Here is an 18214-nt window from a genome sequence, read left to right as displayed (position 1 = left end):
ACCGAATCATTGGTCGGCCCGGAGTACCGGTCAATGGCTTTTCGGGCACATGGATCGGGCGTTCGGGCAGGGTCGGCCGAATATCGCGACATAATTGCCGAGGCGGCGAAGATCAGGCAGATCCAGTTCGTAATCCCTTGACGGTGACAGGACCTTTTCCATGCCCGATGCGTTGCCCGACGAGGATGGTGCCGAGCACCGCCTGTCGTTCTCCGTCCACTTCCACGGCGACCTGGACGCCGCCGCGCTGGACCGCGCCTGCGCCGCCGTACTGCGCAGGCACCCGGCCCTCGCCGGCGGTCCGCCGTGCCGTCCGGTGCTGGAGCGGGTCGGCGCGGACGAGCACCGGCTGCTGGTCGTCGCCTCCCGGCGGGTCTTCGACCAGAGGTCGGTGGACGTGTTCGTGAGCGATCTCGCCGCGTTCCACCGCGCGGAGGTGCGGGGCACCGACCCCGGCCTGCCGGAACTCGCCCCCGCCGGGAACGAGGAGCAGCGGATCACCGCCGCGCTGCCGCTCGCGCGTCGGTACTGGGCGGAGCACCCGGTCGGCGACGGCCCGCCGCTCACCCGGCCGGCCGGGGCGGTCCGGGACCCGGCGGGCACGCGGGACACACAGGACATGAAGAACGCGCGGGACGCGCGGAACGCGGAGGAGACGCAGGACGCACGGGCGGGCGCGACGGCGGAGGTGCGGGTCCCGGCGGCGCTGCGGGACGCCCTCCACGGCGTGGCCGAGCGCATCGGCGTCACCCCGTACGCGCTGCTGGTGGCGTCCGTGCACGCCGTCCTGTTCCGGCAGGGCGAGGCGGCGCCGGTCACCGCCCTCGATTTCGACACGCGCGCCCCCGGGGAGCACGCACGCATCGGTGCCCTCGTCAACGAGCTGCCCTTCTCCTCCGCCCCGCGCGACGACACACCGTTCGCGGAGTTCGCCCGCGCGGTCGGCTCCGGACTGCGCGCGCTGCACCGGGTGCGCGACGTGCCGCCGGCCCGCGCCGGGGTGCGGACGCCGCCGGCCGCCGTCCACCTCTCCTACCACCGCTCGAGTCCGGCGCCGCACTTCCCCGGCGTCGTCGCCACGGTGGACCGGGGGCTGCGCACTGCCGCCGTCCGCCACACCCTCGACCTCTCTCTGCTGGACGGTCCGGACGGTATCGACGCGGTGTTCCGGTACCCCTCGCACGCGCTGACCGGCGACGACGTCCGGTGCGTGGGCCGGCACTGGCTGTCGGTGCTGACCCGCGTCGCGACCGACCCGGACACCGTGCTGGCCGAACTGGCCGCGCCGGAGCGGGAGGAGCCGCAGGAGGCGGCAGAGGAGACGAAGGGGATAGATGGGACAGAGGAAACGGAGGGGGACCGGTCGCTCGCGGAGCACGACGGCACGGCCGTCCGCCGCCCCCCGGCGACCGTCCCGGAACTGTTCGCGGAGCAGGTAGCCCGCAGGCCCGACGCGGTCGCCGTCGTCCATGAGGGCCGGCGGCTCACCTACGCGCAGTTGGACGCCGCCGCCACCCGGATCGCCGGCCGGCTGCGCGGCCGGGGCATCGGTCCCGGGGACCTCGTCGCGGTACGGGCCGGCCGGACGGAGGCGCTGCCGGCCGGGCTGCTCGGTGTCCTGAAGGCCGGAGCGGCCTATCTTCCCCTCGACCCGGAGTACCCGGCGGAACGGCTGGAGTTCATCGTCGCGGACTCCCGCGCCGCCGGTGAACTGGGGGACGCCGAGCTGTCGGCCGCCACCGAGGACCCCGCACCGCCCGCCGCGTCACCGGCACCCGCACCCGTCCCGGCCCCGGCGCCGTCCCCGGCGGTGTCCCCGTCCCCGGACGACCTGGTCTACGTCATCTACACCTCCGGCTCGACCGGCCGTCCCAAGGGCGTGCGGATCGAGCACGGGTCACTGGTCAGCCTGCTGCTGTCGATGCGCGACCTGCTGGACTGCCGGCCGGGTGACCGCTGGCTGGCGGCGGCCTCGGCGGCGTTCGACATGTCCGTCCCGGAGTTCTTCCTGCCGCTGGTCACCGGCGGCACGGTGGTCGTGGCGGGCGGGACCCGGACGCGTGACGGGTCGGCGCTGCGCGAGCTGATCGACCGCGAGCGGGTCACCCACATGCAGGCGACCCCGACCGGCTGGACGATGCTCCTGGACGCCGGGTTCACCGCGCCCGGGATCACCGCGATCACCGGCGGCGAGGCACTGCCCCTGGCACTGGCCCGGCGGCTGCGCCCGAGGGTCGGCAGACTCGTCAACCTGTACGGCCCGACCGAGGCGACCGTCTGGGCCACGGCGGACGAGATCGGTCCCGAGCCGGAGCGGGTGACGATCGGCCGCCCGCTGGCCAACACCCGGGCCTACGTGCTCGACGGGCGCCTGTCGCCCGTGCCGGACGGCACCCCCGGCGACCTCTACCTCGCCGGCGCCGGGCTCGCCCGCGGCTACCTCGGCCGGCCGGAGCTGGACCGGGAGCGGTTCCCGTCCGATCCCTTCGGGGCGCCGGGCAGCCGTATGTACCGGACCGGGGACCAGGTGCGGCGACTCGACGACGGGCGGCTGGAGTTCCTCGGCCGCACCGACGACCAGGTCAAGCTCAGGGGCTACCGGATCGAGCTGGGCGAGATCGAGGGCCGGCTGCTCGCCGTGCCCGGGGTGCGCCAGGCCGCCGCCGCGGTGCGGGAGGGCAGGCTGGTGGGTTACGTCGTCGGCGGGGTGGACCCGGGCGAGCTGAGGCGCGCGCTGGCGGCGGCGCTCCCGGCGTACATGGTGCCCGAGGCGTTCGTCGTCCTCGGCGGCCTGCCGACCACCCCGAACGGCAAACTCGACCGCGCGGCGCTCCCGGCACCACCGGAGGAAACCGGAACGGACCCCGTGACCGGAACGGACCCCGTGACCGGGACCGAATCCACGGCCGGGGCGGACCCGGAAGACCCGGCGGACCCGCTGGAGTCGGTACGGCGGATCTGGTGCGAGGTGCTGCGGGTGCCGGACGTGGGCGACACCGAGGATCTCTTCGACCTCGGCGGCCATTCGGTCACGGTGGCCCGGATCTCGGCGCGCATCCACGAGCGGCTGGGCGTCGAGGTACCGCTGCTGGCCTTCTTCGACGCACCGACCGTCCGGGGACTGGCCTCGGTGGTCGCCGACCTGCGCGCGGGGGGCTGACCCGCCGGGGCCGGGGCCGCCGTCGGAGGACGGCGGCCCCGGCGGCAGGCGCGGTGGCGGCCGCGGCGGATGGCTGCCGGGGGCGGCGACTGCGGTGGGGACGCGCGCACGTTCCGGTGCCCCGGGACGTGCGGCTCGGGGCACCGGAACGGCTGCGGATCAGTCCTTGCTGATCTCCCAGAACCGGAACACCGTGGAGGGGTCCAGGCAGTAGTCGACGCCGTGGACGCCGTCGCGGACGACCGCGTACTGCTTGGCCTGCCACACCGGCAGGACGGGGATCTGCTGGGCCACGATGTCCTGGATCTCGCCGAACGTTCCGTCGGCGTCCGTACGGTGGCTCTCGGCGGCGGTGCGCGGGATCAGATCGCCGGTGATGGTGCTGTTCTCGTAGTGGTTGCCCAGCACGTTGCCCTTGCCGAAGAAGGGGGCGGTGAAGTTGTCGGCGTCGGGGTAGTCCGGCACCCAGCCCTTGACGTAGACGCCGTACCTCCCCGCGGCGATGTCCTTCTCGTACCGGTCGAACGGCACGGACTTCACGTCGGCGTCGAACAGCCCGCTGGCGTTGAGCTGCCCGGCGATCGCCTCCATCTCCTGGTCCGTGGCCGGGCCGTAGCGGATCGGCGTGGACCAGAGGGTCAGCTTCACCTTGGCGGTGATCCCGTCGGCACGCAGCGCCTCGGCGGCCCGTTCCTTGGAGGGCCGGCCGCCGTACCGGTCGAAGAAGGCCGTGGTGTGGCCGCCGATGCCGGCCGGGACGATCGAGTACAGCGGGATCGCGGTGTCCCGGTAGACCTCCTTGACCAGGGCGTCACGGTCGAGCACATAGGCGATGGCCCTGCGCACCGAGAGCTTCCCGGCGACGGGGTCGTCCATGTTGAAGACCAGGTGCTGGACCTCCGCGCTGCTGCCCTCGACGACGTCGACGTCCTTCTTCCCGGTCTGGAGGTCGATGTCGGAGATGTCCTGGGCGGTCAGACCGCGGTAGGCGACGTCCACCCGGCCGTCCACCAGGGCCTGTTCCAGGGCGGTCTGGTCGCCGCGGAAGAACCTCAGCCGGACGCCGGTGTTCTTGATCCTGGCGTTGCCCCGGTACCGCTCGTTGACCGAGAAGACCGCCTCGCCCTTGTCGAAGCTGTCCAGCTTGTAGGGGCCGGAACCGACCGCCTCGCCGTCCGTGCGCAGCTCCCCCGGGTCGTACTGCCGGTGGTCCACGATGGAGCCCGCGCCGGAGGCGATCTTGCTGGGGAAGGTGGCGTCGGGAACCTTCAGCCTGAAGACGACGGTCTTGGCGTTCGGCGTCTCGATCCGGTCCAGCGTGCTCAGCATGACCGCCGGACCGGCCGCGTCGTCGATCCGCAGGGTGCGGTCGAAGGAGAACTTGACGTCCTCGGCGGTCAGGCGGTCCCCGTTGCTGAACCGCAGACCGTCCTTGAGGACACACCGGAAGACCTGGGCACGGCCGTCCGTGAAGTAGCACGACTTGGCGGCGTCGGGCTCGGGCTCGGTGCCTCCGGCGGGGAAGCTGAGCAACGACTGGAAGACGTTGTTGAACAGCAGCCAGGAGCCGGGGTCGTAGCCGGAGGCCGGGTCCGTGGCCAGTACGCCGTCGGACATGCCGACCACCACGCGGGGGCTCTCGTCGTCGAGGGCGGTACACCCTGTCAGCAGAGCGAGGGCCAGTCCGGCGGGGGCGAGCCGGGCCGGCCACTGGTTGAGCTTGTTCACCGCATGTGCCTCGTCTTGGTTCTCGCTGATCCGTGGACCGGCCGCGCTTTTCGGGCAGGGGTCGGTCCGGCACCGCATGGAAAAGCCCGGACCGGAAGGGAATTCCGGGACCTGGGGGGAATTCCGGGCCGTTGAGGGACTGCGGTGGATCACAGGGGGGATAAGGGCGGCGCTCTCACCGGGAGAGCGCGTCGGGAGTGCCCGGGAAAAGCAGATCGGGAAAATCCGACCGGGAGCACTCTACGTCCGGTGGGTCACCGGACGTGACGTCCCCGGACGCCCTGTCCGAAGAGGCAGCCGTTCTGCACTTACACCCGTTCCGCTACGTCCGTTTCCTCTGCTCCTGTTCCTCCGCTCCCGTTTCCTCTGCTCCCGTTTCCTCTGCTCCTGTTCCTCCGCTCCGTTTCCTGGTCTTCCAGCGCCCGTTCCCATGCTCCCGTTCCTCGTAGCGGTGCGCGGGTCACACCCACCGCACCGGCAGCCGCCGGGGGCCGTGCACGAGCATGCCGGCGCGCCAGGTCACGGCCGCCGGGTCGGTGTCCAGGGCGAGGCCGGGGCAGCGGTCCAGCAGGGCCCGGACCGCGATGCGTGCCTCCAGGCGGACGAGCGGGGCGCCGAGGCAGTAGTGGATGCCGTGGCCGAAGGCGATGTGGCCTCGCTCGGGGCGGCGGATGTCGAAGCGGCCGGGGTCGGCGAAGCGCGCCGGGTCGCGGTCGGCGTCGGCGACGACGACCAGGACCAGTTCGCCGCCGCCCGGGATCACCGTGCCGCCGATGTCGACGGGTTCGGTGGTGAAGCGGTACGTGGCCGCCTCCACCGGTCCGTCGTACCGCAGCATCTCCTCCACCGCCGCGTCGAGGAGGGTCATGTCCGCGCGCAGGTCGGCCAGTTGCGCGGGGTGGGTGAGCAGCGCCAGCACGCCGTTCGAGATCAGGTTGGCGGTGGTCTCATGGCCGGCCACCAGCAGCAGCCAGGCGGTGCCGACGAGTTCCTCGGGACTGAGCCGGTCGCCGTCGTCGTCGCTGGTGCGGACCAGGGCGCTCATCAGGTCGTCGCCGGGGGCGCGGCGCTTGTCGTCCAGCAGCCGGGCCAGGTAGGCGCCCATCTCCTGGCTCGCCTTCCGGCGCGCCGACGGGTCGGGGTGCGAGAACACGTCGGTGGTCCAGGTGCGGAACGCGACCCGGTCCAGCTCGGGCACGCCGAGGAGTTCGCAGATCACCGCCATGGACAGCGGGAACGACAGGGCCTCGACGAGGTCGGCGCGTCCGTCGGGGCGCGCGAGCATCGCGTCGAGCAGCGTCCCGGTGAGTTCCTCGACGCGCGGGGCGAGTGCTTCGACGCGGCGCGGGGTGAACTCGCGGACGACCAGCTTGCGCAGCCGTCCATGGTCCGGCGGGTCGGAGTTGAGCATGTTGGGGCCGGCGGCCGGCCGTACCACGGAGAGGGTCGGCGCGGCCCGGTCCCAGGACTTGGCGAGCCGGGGGTCGGCGAGGGCGGCCCGCGCGGCCTCGTACCCGACGACGAGCCACGCCTCGTGGCCCTCGGGTACCCGCACCCGGTGCACCGGACCGGTCTCGCGCAGTGCCGCGTACACCGGGTAGGGGTCGTTGACGAAGTCCTCGCCCAGCGCGGCGAGGTCGAGGATGCCGGCCGTCGTCATGGGTGGGAGCTCCTTGGGTGGTGCGGGCGGGCGGGGGAGAGCGGGGTGGGCGGGTGCCCGGCCGTACGGGGACCGCGGGCCTTCGCACACGTGCGGTGGGCGGTGCGCCGGCCGGGGTTTCGGCAGGCGGCGGTCCGTGGTCGTCCGGCCCTTCACGGGAAAACCGGTGTGCGGAGGGGGTGCCGGGGAGGTACCCCGCCCCGCACACCGGAGGACTCCCGCGCCGAAGGGGCGGGCCCGGGATCAGGCACGCCTTTCGGCCCTGCGGAGACCGGTCGTCACCAGCCCGGGTAACCGACCGTGGCGGTGGTGTGCGTGGTTCCGGGGTTGTCGACGGCGTCGACCACGGCCACGGTGCCGAACGCCAGCGCTGCCGCGAACAGACCGCCCAGGCACACGCCCAGGCGCATACGGACATTGCGTCGCATGGTCCAATCCTTTCATCGAGAGAGACGTGCCCGGTCCGGGCACTTGACAAGGTGCGTACGACCGGATCCCGGCGGATCGCCGAGGACCGGGCCGGCGAATGCCCGGCGCCGTTGTGCGGCACCGGGCACCCGCTTGTGTCCGTCGGCCCTTCCGTGGGTCAGTTCACGAGGGAGGATTCGTGCCGGAGCCCATCCGCTATCGGCCGGGACGAGCGGACGCACTCGGAAGCTATCCGACCGGATACCACCCTCGGCGCGTCCCGCTCCCCCCTGTGCCCTTTCGGACAGCGAGCCGTCACTCCTGTCCCGTCGTGTTGGCCGCCACCTGCGAGGAAACGTTCCTCCGCACCACGAACCAGCCGCCGACCAGGGCACCGATCACCAGCGGGAGACACTCGACGGTGGTGCGGGAGACCCCGCCGTCCTGCCACATGAGCACCACGATCGAGGCGAGGAAGACCAGGGTGACCACCTGGGTGTACGGGGCCCAGGGCAGCCGGAACGCGGGGCGGGTCACGGTGCCGTCCTGGGAACGCTTCCAGAACAGCAGCGAACAGATCATGATCATGCCCCAGGTGCCGATGATGCCGAAGGAGGCGAAGTTGATCACGATCTCGAAGGCCTTGCCGGGCATCGCGTAGTTGAGGACGACGCCGAGGACTCCGAAGCCGGCCGTCAGCAGGATGCCGCCGTACGGCACTCCGCCCCGGTTCATCACGCCCGTGAAGCGGGGGGCGGAGCCGGACAGGGACATGGAGCGCAGGATGCGTCCGGTCGAGTAGAGACCGGAGTTCAGGCTCGACATGGCGGCGGTCAGCACGATGAGGTTCATGACGTCGGCCGCGCCCGGGATGCCGAGCTTGGTGAAGACCGTGACGAAGGGGCTCTCACCGGCGGTGTAGACCGAGGACGGCAGCAGCAGGGAGAGCAGGATGACGGACCCGACGTAGAAGAACCCGACGCGCCACATGATGGAGTTGACGGCCTTCGGGATGATCTTCTCGGGGTTCTCGGTCTCGCCGGCCGCGATGCCGCACAGCTCGACGCCGGCGTAGGCGAAGACGACTCCCTGGATCAGCAGCAGCATCGGCGTCCACCCGTGCGGGAACAGACCGCCGTGCTCGGTGACGGTGGCGAGGCCCGGGGTGTTGCCGTCGACGTGGTGCTGGGTGATCACCAGGTAGAGGCCGACGATCAGGAAGAGGACCAGGGCCGAGACCTTGACCACGGCGAACCAGAACTCCATCTCGCCGAAGTACTTCACCGAGATCAGGTTGGCCGCCAGCACGACGGCCAGGGCGATCAGGGCGAGCACCCACTGCGGGATGTCGGAGAAGGCGGACCAGAAGTGGGCGTAGGTGGCCACCGCCGTGATGTCGGCGACGGCGGTGGTGGCCCAGTTGACGAAGTAGAGCCAGCCGGCCGTGTACGCGCCCTTCTCCCCCATGAACTCGCGCGAGTAGGAGACGAACGCGCCGGAGGAGGGCCGGTGGAGCACCAGTTCGCCCAGCGCCCGTACGACGAGGAACGCGAAGACGCCGCACACGGCGTACGCGATGAAGAGGGACGGACCCGCGTCGTGCATCCGGCCGCCGGCACCGAGGAAGAGGCCCGTGCCGATCGCACCGCCCACCGCGATCATGTTGACGTGCCGGGACTTCAGGTCCTTGTGGTAACCGGCGTCACCCGCGTCGACGTGGGTGACCGTGGCGGCCGGCGCGGCGACAGCGGGTTTCGGGGCGTCGGTCGTGGTCGTGACAGGTTCGTTCATGATGGTCGCTCACCTTCGGGTGTCTGCGCCGAGCGGGAACCGGAGCGGCGCAGGACGGAACCGGCGGACGCCGCACGACCACCGGATTGCTGGGTACATGACATAAAGTGCGGGCACCACGACGTGGCGCCGACGGCGTGCCGTGGGGCCGCGGAAGGGGCCCACGGTCGTACCGCTCGGAGCAGTCTGGGGTCGGACGGACTCCCTCCGCGCCACCCCGCCACGCGTGATGTCCAATGGGACAGCGGGCGTACCCGAAGGGGACGGATGGTGACCGGCAGATGTCCAGGCGGGGAGACGATCTCCACGACCGTGGACCTCCACGACCGCGAGGCTCCGTAAGGTCAGCGCCGTCTTCGCGTCGACCTGCTCAACGCCATTTCCAGCAGTCTGCGTTCCTCGGCGGTGAGCGACTGTCTGATTCTCGAATTCTTGAACCAGCCGTTCAGAAGGGCATGGGAGCCACCCAGTCCGAGCGAATAGGACCACATGCTTTCACCGGCCGTGTCACCGTTCCAGCCGGCCGCCCATCGGAGCAGGTGACTGACTTTCTCCGCATGACTGTACTGCGTGGACATCGTGACCAATCGTCAGAAGAGGGAAATTCCGATCACGATCACAGCCATTGTTCGAACAGTCCTCGCCATGCACTTTCAGCCGACCCGAAAGGGCAACGACTTCTCCTGTTCGTGCAGAGATGCCACCGGCTCACGGCCGTCCTGATGCCCCGCGGGGGGCCGAGGTGAGGACCGCCCGGACCCCCGAGCACCACAGCGGCCCTGGGCATCCGGCGGACCGCGCGGTTCCTCGTCCTCATCGAGCGGCTCCGCGACCGCGGGCTCGGCGTGCTGTTCGTCGGCCACCACCTCGGGGACGTCAAGTCCGCGCGGACTGGGTGGCAGTGCTGCGCGAGCTTCCCCGGGACGCCTTGCCCGGGGCCGGACGCGCCCCGGCCGGCCGTCGCGTGGCCCGGGCCGTCCGGCGCGCGCCCGCGCCACGCGGGACCAGGTCGCCCTGGTGCCCCGCGTGGCGCGGTGTCCGGCCGCCGACGGCGGCCGGACGCGTCGGGGGATCCGCTCACGCACCCCCGGCCCGGTGGTACCAGTCGTTCCCGATCACCATGTCGTCCACCCCGCGCGCCTCGCAGTACGCGACGAGGTCGGACGTGCGGTTGATGAAGCCGTGCCCGTTGAAGTTGAGGCTGGTGTTGCAGAGCACGCCGGTGCCCGAGCGGGACGCGACGGCCCCCAGCAGCCGGTGCAGCTCCGCGTTGGTCTGCTCGGAGACGGTCTGGACCCGCGCCGAGCCGTCCACGTGGGTCACCGCCTTCAGACGTGTGTCGCGGACCCTGCGGAAGTAGAGCATGTACGGGTCCTCGAAGTCCTTGTCGAACGCGGCCGCCAGGTCCTCCACCCGGGCGGCGGGCGCGATCGGCCGGTAGTCCTCACGCTGCTTGATCTCGTTCAGCCGGTCCTTGCTGGCCGCGGAGGAGGCGTCGGCGAGCAGCGAGCGGTTGCCCAGCGCCCGCGGGCCGATCTCCCACCGGCCCTGGACCCAGGCCACCACGCGTCCGGCGGCGAGCGCCGCGGAGAGCGCGTCGTGGTCGAGGCGGCGGTGGGCCCAGCGGGAGGGGTCGGGCACCTGGTCCCGGACGAACTCCAGCCCGCTGTAGACGTTCCACGAGATGTGCGGGCTGCCGGTGAGGGTGGCGAGGGCGTCGATGCCGGTACCGATCGCGGAGCCGGTGTCGTTGGCGCACGGCGGTACGAAGACCTCGCTGAAGTGACCGAGGTCGGCCCATTCCGCGTTCCAGTCGCAGTTGAGGCCGCAGCCGCCGGCGATCCGCAGCGGTATGCCCTGCGGCAGCTCACGGATCGCGGTGTCGGCGAAGATCCGGAACATGCGCTCGGTGAGCAGCGCCGCGGCCGTCGTGCCGACGGCGGAGGTCACGCCGCAGTCGAACAGCGGGGTGTCGCGGAACTCCTCCTTCGGCACCGGGTAGACGTTGTCGAGCTTCAGCAGACGGTCGATCGCGGCGGTGATGTCGGCGTCCGCGTCGCCGGGGTCGGCGTGGGCCGCGAGCGCCATGAGCTTGCCCGCGTCGCTGAGCCGGGGGATGCTGCCGGCGGCGGCGAAGGTGGGGTCGCAGATGGCGAAGAGGGCCGCGTACTTGGCTCCGGGCTGCGTCATCACGTCGATGGTCCGCACGACCCGGTACGCGTCGTCGACGAGGAAGAACTTGCCGGTGAGCCCCTCCCAGACGAGGACGGCCTGGAGCGGGTGCCGCTCCGCGGGGGCCATTCCGATGCCGCCCATGATGTGGGAGCGCTCGTGGGAGGAGGAGAAGTACTGCACCTTCTTCCCGAAGAACCTGCTCTCCCGGAGGATGACGGAGTCGGTGCCGGTGTACCCCGCGCCCTCGACACCCCGGATGTTGATGCCCGTCTCCTGCCAGCCGCCGACCGCGATGACGTCGGGGATCGCGTCCAGCCGCTCGGCCAGTTCCAGGACGGTGGTGGGGGTGAGGAAGGAGTAGCGGGCGAAGGAGTCCTTCTCGGACTCCAGGGAGTAGAGCAGCTCGCCGTCTCGGATGGCCGCCATGCAGCCGTCGTGCCCGGGCTTGAACGCCACTATCAGCATGAATTCCTCCAGGGGAACGCGGTTCGGTTCGAAAGAACGCGGATCGGGGGAAAGCGGATCAGGGGAAAGCGGATCGGGAGAATCGGGTCGGGGAGAGCGGACCGGAGAGAGCGGACCGGGGGAAGCGGCCGGGGGAAGCGGTTCAGGGTCGCTTCAGGCGCGGAGGACGACGTCGGGGGCGTCGATGTCTCCGGCGGACGGCGCGCGCCGAATCGCGTCCATCGCCTCCGCCACGGCCAGCGACTCCTCCAGCGGCACCAGGTACGCCGACGCATCGCCGCGGACGGCGCGCGTCACCTCGGCCGCCATGAGCGCGTAGGGATCGACTGGCGGGTAGCGCCGTACGTCGGTGCCGGCCGCCGTCCTCACCCACAGCCCGGCCGGCTCGCGGCCCGCGGTGAACGGGCGGTCGGCGTGCAGGGTGCCCGCGGTTCCCGTGATCGCCAGTGCTTCCTGCCCGGTGCCCGTGAGGGACGCCAGCAGGCCGGCGGTGCCCCGGTCGAACCGCAGCTCCGCGCGGGTACGGCGGTCCGCGGACCCTTCCGGCCAGGTCTCACGGCGCACCGCGGTGACCGTGGGCGCCGCCCAGTCGTGGGCCGCCAGGATCGCGCTGACGGCGTAGCAGCCCACGTCCAGCAGGGCACCGCCGCCGAGCGCGGCGTCGCGACGGTAGTTGTGCCGGTCCGGGTCGGCCCCGTCGAAGACGGCCTCGACGTGCCGGACCTCGCCGATGACGCCCTGGGCCAGCAGCCGGGCGATGTCCCGGGTCCGGGGGTGCCAGCGGTTCCAGGCGGCCTCCACCAGGAGCCGGTCCGCCGCCCGGGCGGCGTCGGTCATGTCCTTCACCTCGTCGGCGGACAGGCCGAGCGGCTTCTCGCACAGCACGTGCTTGCCGGACTCCAGTGCCCGTACGGCCCACTCCGCGTGGACGCTGTTGTGCAGGGCGATGTAGACCACGTCCACCGTGTCGTCCGCTAGGAGGGCGGCGTAGTCGGTGTGGGCGGCCACCGCGCCCAGGGCGGCGGCGCGCCCCGGGTCACGTCCGGCGGCGGCGCGCAGTTCGGTGCCCGCCAGGCCGCGCAGCGCCGGTCCCAGGCTGGCCGTGGCGATGTGGCCGGCGCCCAGGAACCCCCAGCCGACGGTGGTCTCGGTCGTCGACGTCATGCCCGCTCCTCCCCCGCCGTGCCGTCCGCCGCCATGCCTTCCGCCGCCATCAGGTCGAGTACGAGGGAGCTCCAGCCGAAGGAGGTCGCCCCCTGCCCCGCTCCGGTGTGCGGGTCGTAGCACTCCCGCATCCCGGACAGCGCCGCCATCCGGAGGGTGCGGTGGGCCAGTTCGCGGGCCGCCTCGTGCCGTCCGCGGGCGCGCAGGCCCCCGTACAGGTACCAGTTGAGGTTGACCCAGCTCGATCCGCGGAAGATCGCCCCGGTCTCGAAGTGCGGGTCGAACGTCGGCTCGTCCGCCGAGACGCTGGGAACCGGGTACGTGAGCCAGAACCGCTCGGGATTCAGCAGGTGTTCGTCGATGACGCGCTGCGCGAGCCGGTCGGGGACGCCGTCCAGCAGGATCGGGAAGAGCGAGGAGACGGTGAGCACCTTCTGCGGCTCGCCGGAGCGCAGGTCGATGTCCCAGAACGCGCCCGCCTCCTCGTCCCAGCACTCCGCCACCAGCGCATTCGTCACCCGGGCCGCGCGCCGGGCGTGGACGTCCGCCGCGGGGTCGGCCGGGTCGAGGGCGGCCCGCAGCCGGGACAGGGCGGCCAGCCCGTCGGCGTACACCGTGCCGAACAGGACGTCGACCCAGTGGAAGGCGCCGGGTCCGGTGGGGACGGAGTCGGGGCTGCGGCTGGGCTGGTAGTGCCGGAGCAGCTCGCGCATGGCCTGGTGCCACCGGTCGGCGACCTCGGCGGCCGGGGCATCCGCGATGCCCAGCGCCGCGTCGTACTTGCTGCTGGAGTCGAGGCCGGACTCGTCCGGCTGGTGGATGGCCGGCAGACCGTTCGGCAGGGCGCGTCGGCGGTCCAGCCAGTCGAAGAACGCTTCGGCCCGGGGCAGCACCGAGGCCAGCCAGGTCCGGTCTCCACCTTCCTCGTACACTCGTTCGATCGCTCTGGCCAGGACGGGCGGTGCGACGGTGATCGAGGTCCAGCCGTCCCACAGCGCGATCCGGAAGTCCTCGGTCGCCCGGGCGCGCAGGTCCCGCTGCCACAGGAGCATGTGCGGCAGGAAGCCGTCGGGGGTGAGACCGTGCAGCAGACTGTCGATCTCGGCGGCGGCCCGCGCCGGATCGACCCGGCTCAGGGCGATGGCGTGGTAGCAGCTGTCCCAGGCCCATTGGAAGGGGTAGCTGTCCGGCGAGGGACAGGTGAAGTCGTAACCCAGGCCGTGGTCGGTGCCGGTGCGGTGGTTGGCGGCCAGCGTGTGCCGCGCGTGGGCGGCGGCAGCGGCCGCCGCGGCGGCGGGTGCGGTGCCGTCGGCGGCCGGCGGGCGGAAGGCGGTGCTCACAGCAGGGACCCGCTCGTCTCCCGGACGTCGCCGTCCGTCTCGCGCGGCGCCTCCCGGACGGCCGGTGAACCGGGCAGCGCCGCGGTGGTGATGGACGCCTTCATGCCGCCGTCGAGGCCGTAGTTCTCGAAGGCGTCCCGCACCCCGTCCTCGTCCTCGAAGGCGATCAGTGAGGTCACCACCGCGCCGGCGTCCACGACGCCGCGTACGACGAGGTCCAGCGCGACCCGGGCGACGTGGGCGGAGCGGGTCATGGAGAACGCCCGGACGTCGAAGGGCGTGGCCCTCAGCCGCAGTCCCTTGGCGAGGATCATCCAGGAGCTGAGCTGCTGGGGCAGGCCGGCGGCGCCGTAGACGACGTAGTCGCCGCCGGGCCGCAGCAGCCCCATGGCGAGTTCGCGGGCGTCCGGGCCCACGTGGGCGTCCAGGTGCGGGAGCGCGTCGAAGACGAAGTCGGCGCGCTGGTCCTCGTACTCGGCGATCAGCGCCTCGACCTCCGGGACCTGGTGGGCGAGGTTGACCACGGTGGTGGCGCCGGCCGCCTTCGCCCGGGCCAGCCGGGCCTCGTTCAGATCGAGCACGGTCACCGAGCGCACGCCGAAGTACCGCAGCATCACCTGGAGGGCCAGCAGGCCGCTCGGTCCGCAGCCGAGCAGCACGCAGTCGTCGCCGGGCCGCGGGGCGTTCAGCAGCAGCGAGCGCAGCACGGAGGTGAGCGGTTCGATCACGGTGGCGAGGTGCCCGGGCAGCTCCGGCGGCACGACGACGGCCGCGGCCTGGTGGGAGTCGTGGAAGTGCCGGTGGGTGTACCAGGTGGTCTCCCGGACCGCGCCGCGATCGGCGAACAGGGGGCGGATGACCCGGTAGTCGGCCATGCCGCCGAAGTCGGTCTGGCCCCAGTAGCAGACCCGGTCGCCCTCGCTCACGACACCGCGGAGGTCGGCGCCGACCTGGACCGCCTGCCCGACGTACTCGTGCCCGGGGATCAGCGGCCAGGTTTCGGGGAAGAGGTGGCCCCGGAAGTAGGAGACGTCGGTGGAGCAGATGGACACGGCCTCCGTTCGCAGGATGACCTCGTCGGGTCCGCACACCGGATCGGGGACCTCTCCCAGAGCCAGGTGTCCGGGGCCGGACATCAGGTACGCACGCATAAGGCAATCCCTTTGCAGCAGGCAGGTGTGATGGGCCGTTGGTGTCGCGCGGTGTCCCGTGCCGGTCCGCACGCGCGGCGGGTCACGCGGTCAGGACGCCTTCGTCCTGCGCGTCTGACGGCGACTTGCGAATGGGAGCGCTCCCGCGACGCGAGCGCAGCGCCCAGCAGGCGAGGCCGGCCGAGCCGACGGCCGACAGGAGGAAGGGGCCGCGGGTGTCCAGGTCCACGGCGAGACCCGTCAGCCAGACCATCGCGGTGGTCAGGGCGGCCGAGCCGACACCGAGCGACGCGTTGAGCGAGCCGTGCTGCCGGACGGGGGTCCGGCTCAGTGCCCAGCCCTGGTGGACGGGGACGAGGGGGGCCGCGCCGACGGCGAAGACCACCACGCCCAGGTAGGCCAGGGTCAGCGAGCCCGCGCACAGCAGGACGTCACCGACGATGATCAGCGTGACGCCGCCGAGCACGACGGCGGGCACGGACAGGTGCCTGACGAGGAGGTCCCCGGCCAGCCGGGCCACCGTGTGGGTCACCCACAACAGGGCCAGCAGGAAGGACGCCTCGGACAGGGTGAGTCCGTAGCGGTACTGCCCCAGTGAGGTGAGCCAGGCCACGACGATGGTCTCGCCCGCCATCAGCGCGGCGTACACCGCGATGTCCGGGAACCACGCGCGCAGCCGTTCCAGGGTCAGCCGGGGCTGCGCCGAGCGGTCCGGGTCGCCGAGGGCCGCCGGGCCGGTGGAGCGGCGCAACACCATGCCCGAGGCGACCAGCACCGTCAGCGCCGCCGCGAAGACCGCGTACACCGCCCGGTAGTCGCCGTCACGCGACACCAGGAGGCCGACCAGGAAGGGCGCGACGAAGTTGGCCACGCCGAACATCGCGTACAGCGCGGAGATCCGGTGGTAGCGCCTGGGCAGCCGGAACAGATAGGAGACCGTGGCCATACCGCCCAGGGAGAAGGCCGCGCCGTGCAGGAAGGCTCCGGCCAGCACCCCGGGGTGGTTCCGCGCGGTGATCAGCACCACGCACCCCGCCAGTGCCACCAGGACGGCCAGCGCGGTCATCGACGCGACCCCGATCCGGCGCAGGACGACCGGTCCGGCGAACATCGCCGTGATGAGCCCTAAGTCCTTCACATTCTGGATGTTGGCGATCTGGGCGCCGGTCAGCCCGTAATCCGTGCGGAAGGTGGTGACCAGCGCGGGGACCAGCCCCATGCCGAGGGCCACGACACCGTGGACCAGGAACAGGTAGACGCCGGTCATGGTCTGGACGGTGGCGGAAGGGGCGTGCGCCGCCGACGGATGCTCTCCCCCGGCCGACGGCGGGATCTCGTCGGGCTCGGCGTCGTTCACCGGGCGGCCGAGGGGGCCGGGAGGTCCGCGCGTTCCGCCGCCGTCGCGTGGGCGGCGAACGTCTCCGGATCGAGTGCGTGGGCCTGGCGCAGCTGGGACCGGCCCAGTTCCGGGCTCCCGTCGGCGCTCACCGTACGGCCGATGCGGATGAGGTAGCGGCACAGCACCTCGCGGCCCGTCCGTTCGTCGACGGCACCCCGCCGCACGGCGGTCGCGATGGCCTCCTCAAGCCCCGCGCGTTCGTTGCGGCAGCGCATCCGGTTGAACGCGTCCACCCCGCCGGACTGCTTGCGGGAGGAGCTGCCGCCCTCCAGGGGCACCCGGTATCCGGTCGGGACACCCGGTACGTGGTCGATCCTGGCTCCGCTGCCCAGGTAGCGGAAGAGGGTCGCCACGTCCTCGCAGAACGGCACCTCCGGGAAGGGGACGCGCAAGGCCAGGTCGGTGCGTACGTTCATCGCGGACGGTATGGCGATGTTGTCCCGCTCGACGGCCTGCTCCCGCCACCGCTCACGGCCGCGCAGCTTGGGCAGCCGCTGCTGCTCGTCGAGCATGCGCAGGCCGGGCAGCAGCCGCTCCGGGTCCCACGGTGCGCCGTGCTCGTCGATGAACGCGACGTCGTTGTACGCGAAGTCCAGCTCCGGGTCGGCGGCGAAGGCGGCGCGCACCGCGGCCACCCGGTCCGGGTGTGCCAGGTCGTCGGCGTCCAGGTAGGCCAGCAGCGCGTGCCCGTCCCGGTGCGCGGCCTCGATGCCCAGGTTCCTGGCCTGCCCGGCGCCGGCGTTCCGCGGGGCGCGCAGCACCGTCAGGGAGCCGGACTGGGAGGAGGCGAGGCCGGCCAGGAACTCCGCGGTGTCCGGGGCGGGGGAGGCGTCGTCCACCAGGTAGGCGGACCACGCGGGATCCGTCTGCCGTTCTAGACTGGCCAGGGTTAAGCGAAGACAGTCCCGGCGCCACGCCGAGCCGTCGTCGAAGTAGGGGATCACGAAGCCGACGGTGTCCGGCCGGGTCGTGGCAGGGGGCATGGGGGTTCCCGGAGTTCTCGTTGCTGACGGTTGATCAGGTGGCGCTGGGCATGTCGTGGGATGCGGCGGTCACGGCGTGCCGCTCCGGCAGTGGCCCGGAGCCGGGTGCGAGGTCGATCGTCAGGCCGTCCGGGGTGCGCCGGACACGCAGGGCGTCGAGGCCCGTGACGAGGTGGTCGGCCTCCCGCAGGAGGGAGGCGGGGTGGGTGGTCGTCACCGCGAGGCTGCGCATGCCGGCGGCCCTGGCCGACCTCAGTCCGGCCGGCGCGTCCTCGACGACCAGGCAGTCGGCCGGCGCCACGCACAGCCGGGCCGCCGCGGCGAGGAAGGGCTCGGGGTCGGGCTTGCCCCGGGCGACGTCGTCCGCGGTGACGAGGACCGGTGCCTCGATGCCCACCCGGCGCAGCCGTGCGACGGCCGTGCGGCGGCTGGCGGACGTGACCACCGCCCACCGGCCGTCACCGAGGGCGCGCAGCACTTCGGCGGCTCCGGGCAGCAGCACGCATTCGACGTCGTCGGCTTCGAGGTCCTCGTACCGGGCCACCGCGGCCGCCACCCGTTCGGCGGGCAGCACCTCGGGGACGACCTCGGTCACCGGCCGGCCGAACGCCTTGACCGGGTCGAACGTACCCGCGGGCAGTCCGTGTTCCTCGCCCCATCGCGTCCAACAGCGCAGGATCGCGGCCGTCGAGTCGACCAGGGTTCCGTCGTTGTCGAACAGGACGGCTTGCGCTTTCACGCTCATCAGCACCTCTTGGGCATGCCGCACATTTTTTATAATTTCCCGGAG

Annotated in this window: 12 protein-coding genes and 1 pseudogene; 2 read left to right on the top strand and 11 right to left on the bottom strand. The window is 72.2% G+C overall.

The genetic code is table 11. From position 1 onward, the window contains the following. Positions 1-160 precede the first annotated feature (160 nt). The gene (locus IF37_RS39105; RefSeq protein ID WP_052845017.1) at positions 161-3160 is read left to right on the top strand and encodes an amino acid adenylation domain-containing protein; all 3000 of its coding nucleotides are present in this window, start codon (positions 161-163) and stop codon (positions 3158-3160) included. Positions 3161-3319: 159 nt separating this feature from the next. On the opposite strand, the gene IF37_RS0107005 is transcribed toward IF37_RS39105, so the two are convergent. The 4 genes from IF37_RS0107005 to IF37_RS0106990 form a co-directional block, all read right to left on the bottom strand. Continuing rightward, complete coding sequence (locus IF37_RS0107005) at positions 3320-4843, bottom strand: ABC transporter substrate-binding protein (RefSeq protein WP_253915673.1); 1524 nt, start codon at positions 4841-4843, stop codon at positions 3320-3322. 505 nt (positions 4844-5348) lie between these two features. Then, entirely contained in the window at positions 5349-6548 is a 1200-nt protein-coding gene (locus IF37_RS0107000) for a cytochrome P450 (RefSeq protein ID WP_030737851.1), read from the bottom strand. A gap of 278 nt (positions 6549-6826) precedes the next feature. Continuing rightward, positions 6827-6976, bottom strand: coding sequence for a hypothetical protein (locus IF37_RS44365; RefSeq protein WP_158727304.1), 150 nt, complete (start codon positions 6974-6976; stop codon positions 6827-6829). A 295-nt stretch (positions 6977-7271) separates the two neighbouring features. Further along, positions 7272-8747: an amino acid permease gene (locus IF37_RS0106990; protein ID WP_030737848.1), complete on the bottom strand. Its 1476-nt coding sequence runs from the start codon at positions 8745-8747 to the stop codon at positions 7272-7274. A 770-nt stretch (positions 8748-9517) separates the two neighbouring features. Here IF37_RS0106990 and IF37_RS45555 point away from each other — a divergent pair. Next, a pseudogene (locus IF37_RS45555) lies at positions 9518-9657 on the top strand (sugar ABC transporter ATP-binding protein); the annotation flags it as partial. 167 nt (positions 9658-9824) lie between these two features. On the opposite strand, the gene IF37_RS0106985 reads toward IF37_RS45555, so the two are convergent. The 7 genes from IF37_RS0106985 to IF37_RS0106955 form a co-directional block, all read right to left on the bottom strand. After that, on the bottom strand, positions 9825-11387 hold the full coding sequence (locus IF37_RS0106985) for a carbamoyltransferase C-terminal domain-containing protein (protein ID WP_030737847.1): 1563 nt from the start codon (positions 11385-11387) through the stop codon (positions 9825-9827). Between the two features lie 153 nt (positions 11388-11540). Then, the gene (locus IF37_RS40735; RefSeq protein WP_052845016.1) at positions 11541-12551 is read right to left on the bottom strand and encodes a Gfo/Idh/MocA family protein; all 1011 of its coding nucleotides are present in this window, start codon (positions 12549-12551) and stop codon (positions 11541-11543) included. Beyond that, the gene (locus IF37_RS0106975; protein ID WP_030737844.1) at positions 12548-13891 is read right to left on the bottom strand and encodes a trehalase family glycosidase; all 1344 of its coding nucleotides are present in this window, start codon (positions 13889-13891) and stop codon (positions 12548-12550) included. Before IF37_RS0106975 ends, IF37_RS40735 begins: the two co-directional genes overlap by 4 nt. Further along, on the bottom strand, positions 13888-15042 hold the full coding sequence (locus tag IF37_RS0106970; RefSeq protein WP_052845015.1) for a zinc-binding dehydrogenase: 1155 nt from the start codon (positions 15040-15042) through the stop codon (positions 13888-13890). Before IF37_RS0106970 ends, IF37_RS0106975 begins: the two co-directional genes overlap by 4 nt. An 82-nt stretch (positions 15043-15124) precedes the next feature. Beyond that, on the bottom strand, positions 15125-16399 hold the full coding sequence (locus IF37_RS0106965) for a sugar MFS transporter (protein ID WP_030737841.1): 1275 nt from the start codon (positions 16397-16399) through the stop codon (positions 15125-15127). Further along, positions 16396-17424, bottom strand: a complete 1029-nt coding sequence (locus tag IF37_RS0106960; RefSeq protein ID WP_030737838.1) for a glycosyltransferase — start codon at positions 17422-17424, stop codon at positions 16396-16398. The genes IF37_RS0106965 and IF37_RS0106960 overlap by 4 nt, the downstream gene beginning before the upstream one ends. A 34-nt stretch (positions 17425-17458) precedes the next feature. Then, positions 17459-18169 carry an HAD-IA family hydrolase gene (locus IF37_RS0106955; RefSeq protein WP_052845021.1) on the bottom strand — a complete coding sequence of 237 codons (711 nt, stop codon included), beginning with the start codon at positions 18167-18169 and terminating at the stop codon, positions 17459-17461. Positions 18170-18214 lie beyond the last annotated feature (45 nt).

The sequence above is a fragment of the Streptomyces sp. NRRL S-31 genome (assembly GCF_000718775.1).
Lineage (GTDB): Bacteria > Actinomycetota > Actinomycetes > Streptomycetales > Streptomycetaceae > Streptomyces.
Note: the sequence above shows the minus strand (reverse complement) of the source record. Positions and strands in the feature narration are given on the sequence as shown.

Bases quoted from the DNA above. Each gene is read 5' to 3' on its own strand.
- IF37_RS39105 (WP_052845017.1), top strand. From the start codon at position 161: ATGCCCGATGCGTTGCCCGACGAGGATGGTGCCGAGCACCGCCTGTCG.
- IF37_RS0107000 (WP_030737851.1), bottom strand. From the start codon at position 6,548: ATGACGACGGCCGGCATCCTCGACCTCGCCGCGCTGGGCGAGGACTTC.
- IF37_RS44365 (WP_158727304.1), bottom strand. From the start codon at position 6,976: ATGCGACGCAATGTCCGTATGCGCCTGGGCGTGTGCCTGGGCGGTCTG.
- IF37_RS0106990 (WP_030737848.1), bottom strand. From the start codon at position 8,747: ATGAACGAACCTGTCACGACCACGACCGACGCCCCGAAACCCGCTGTC.
- IF37_RS0106985 (WP_030737847.1), bottom strand. From the start codon at position 11,387: ATGCTGATAGTGGCGTTCAAGCCCGGGCACGACGGCTGCATGGCGGCC.
- IF37_RS40735 (WP_052845016.1), bottom strand. From the start codon at position 12,551: ATGACGTCGACGACCGAGACCACCGTCGGCTGGGGGTTCCTGGGCGCC.
- IF37_RS0106970 (WP_052845015.1), bottom strand. From the start codon at position 15,042: ATGCGTGCGTACCTGATGTCCGGCCCCGGACACCTGGCTCTGGGAGAG.
- IF37_RS0106960 (WP_030737838.1), bottom strand. From the start codon at position 17,424: ATGCCCCCTGCCACGACCCGGCCGGACACCGTCGGCTTCGTGATCCCC.
- IF37_RS0106955 (WP_052845021.1), bottom strand. From the start codon at position 18,169: ATGAGCGTGAAAGCGCAAGCCGTCCTGTTCGACAACGACGGAACCCTG.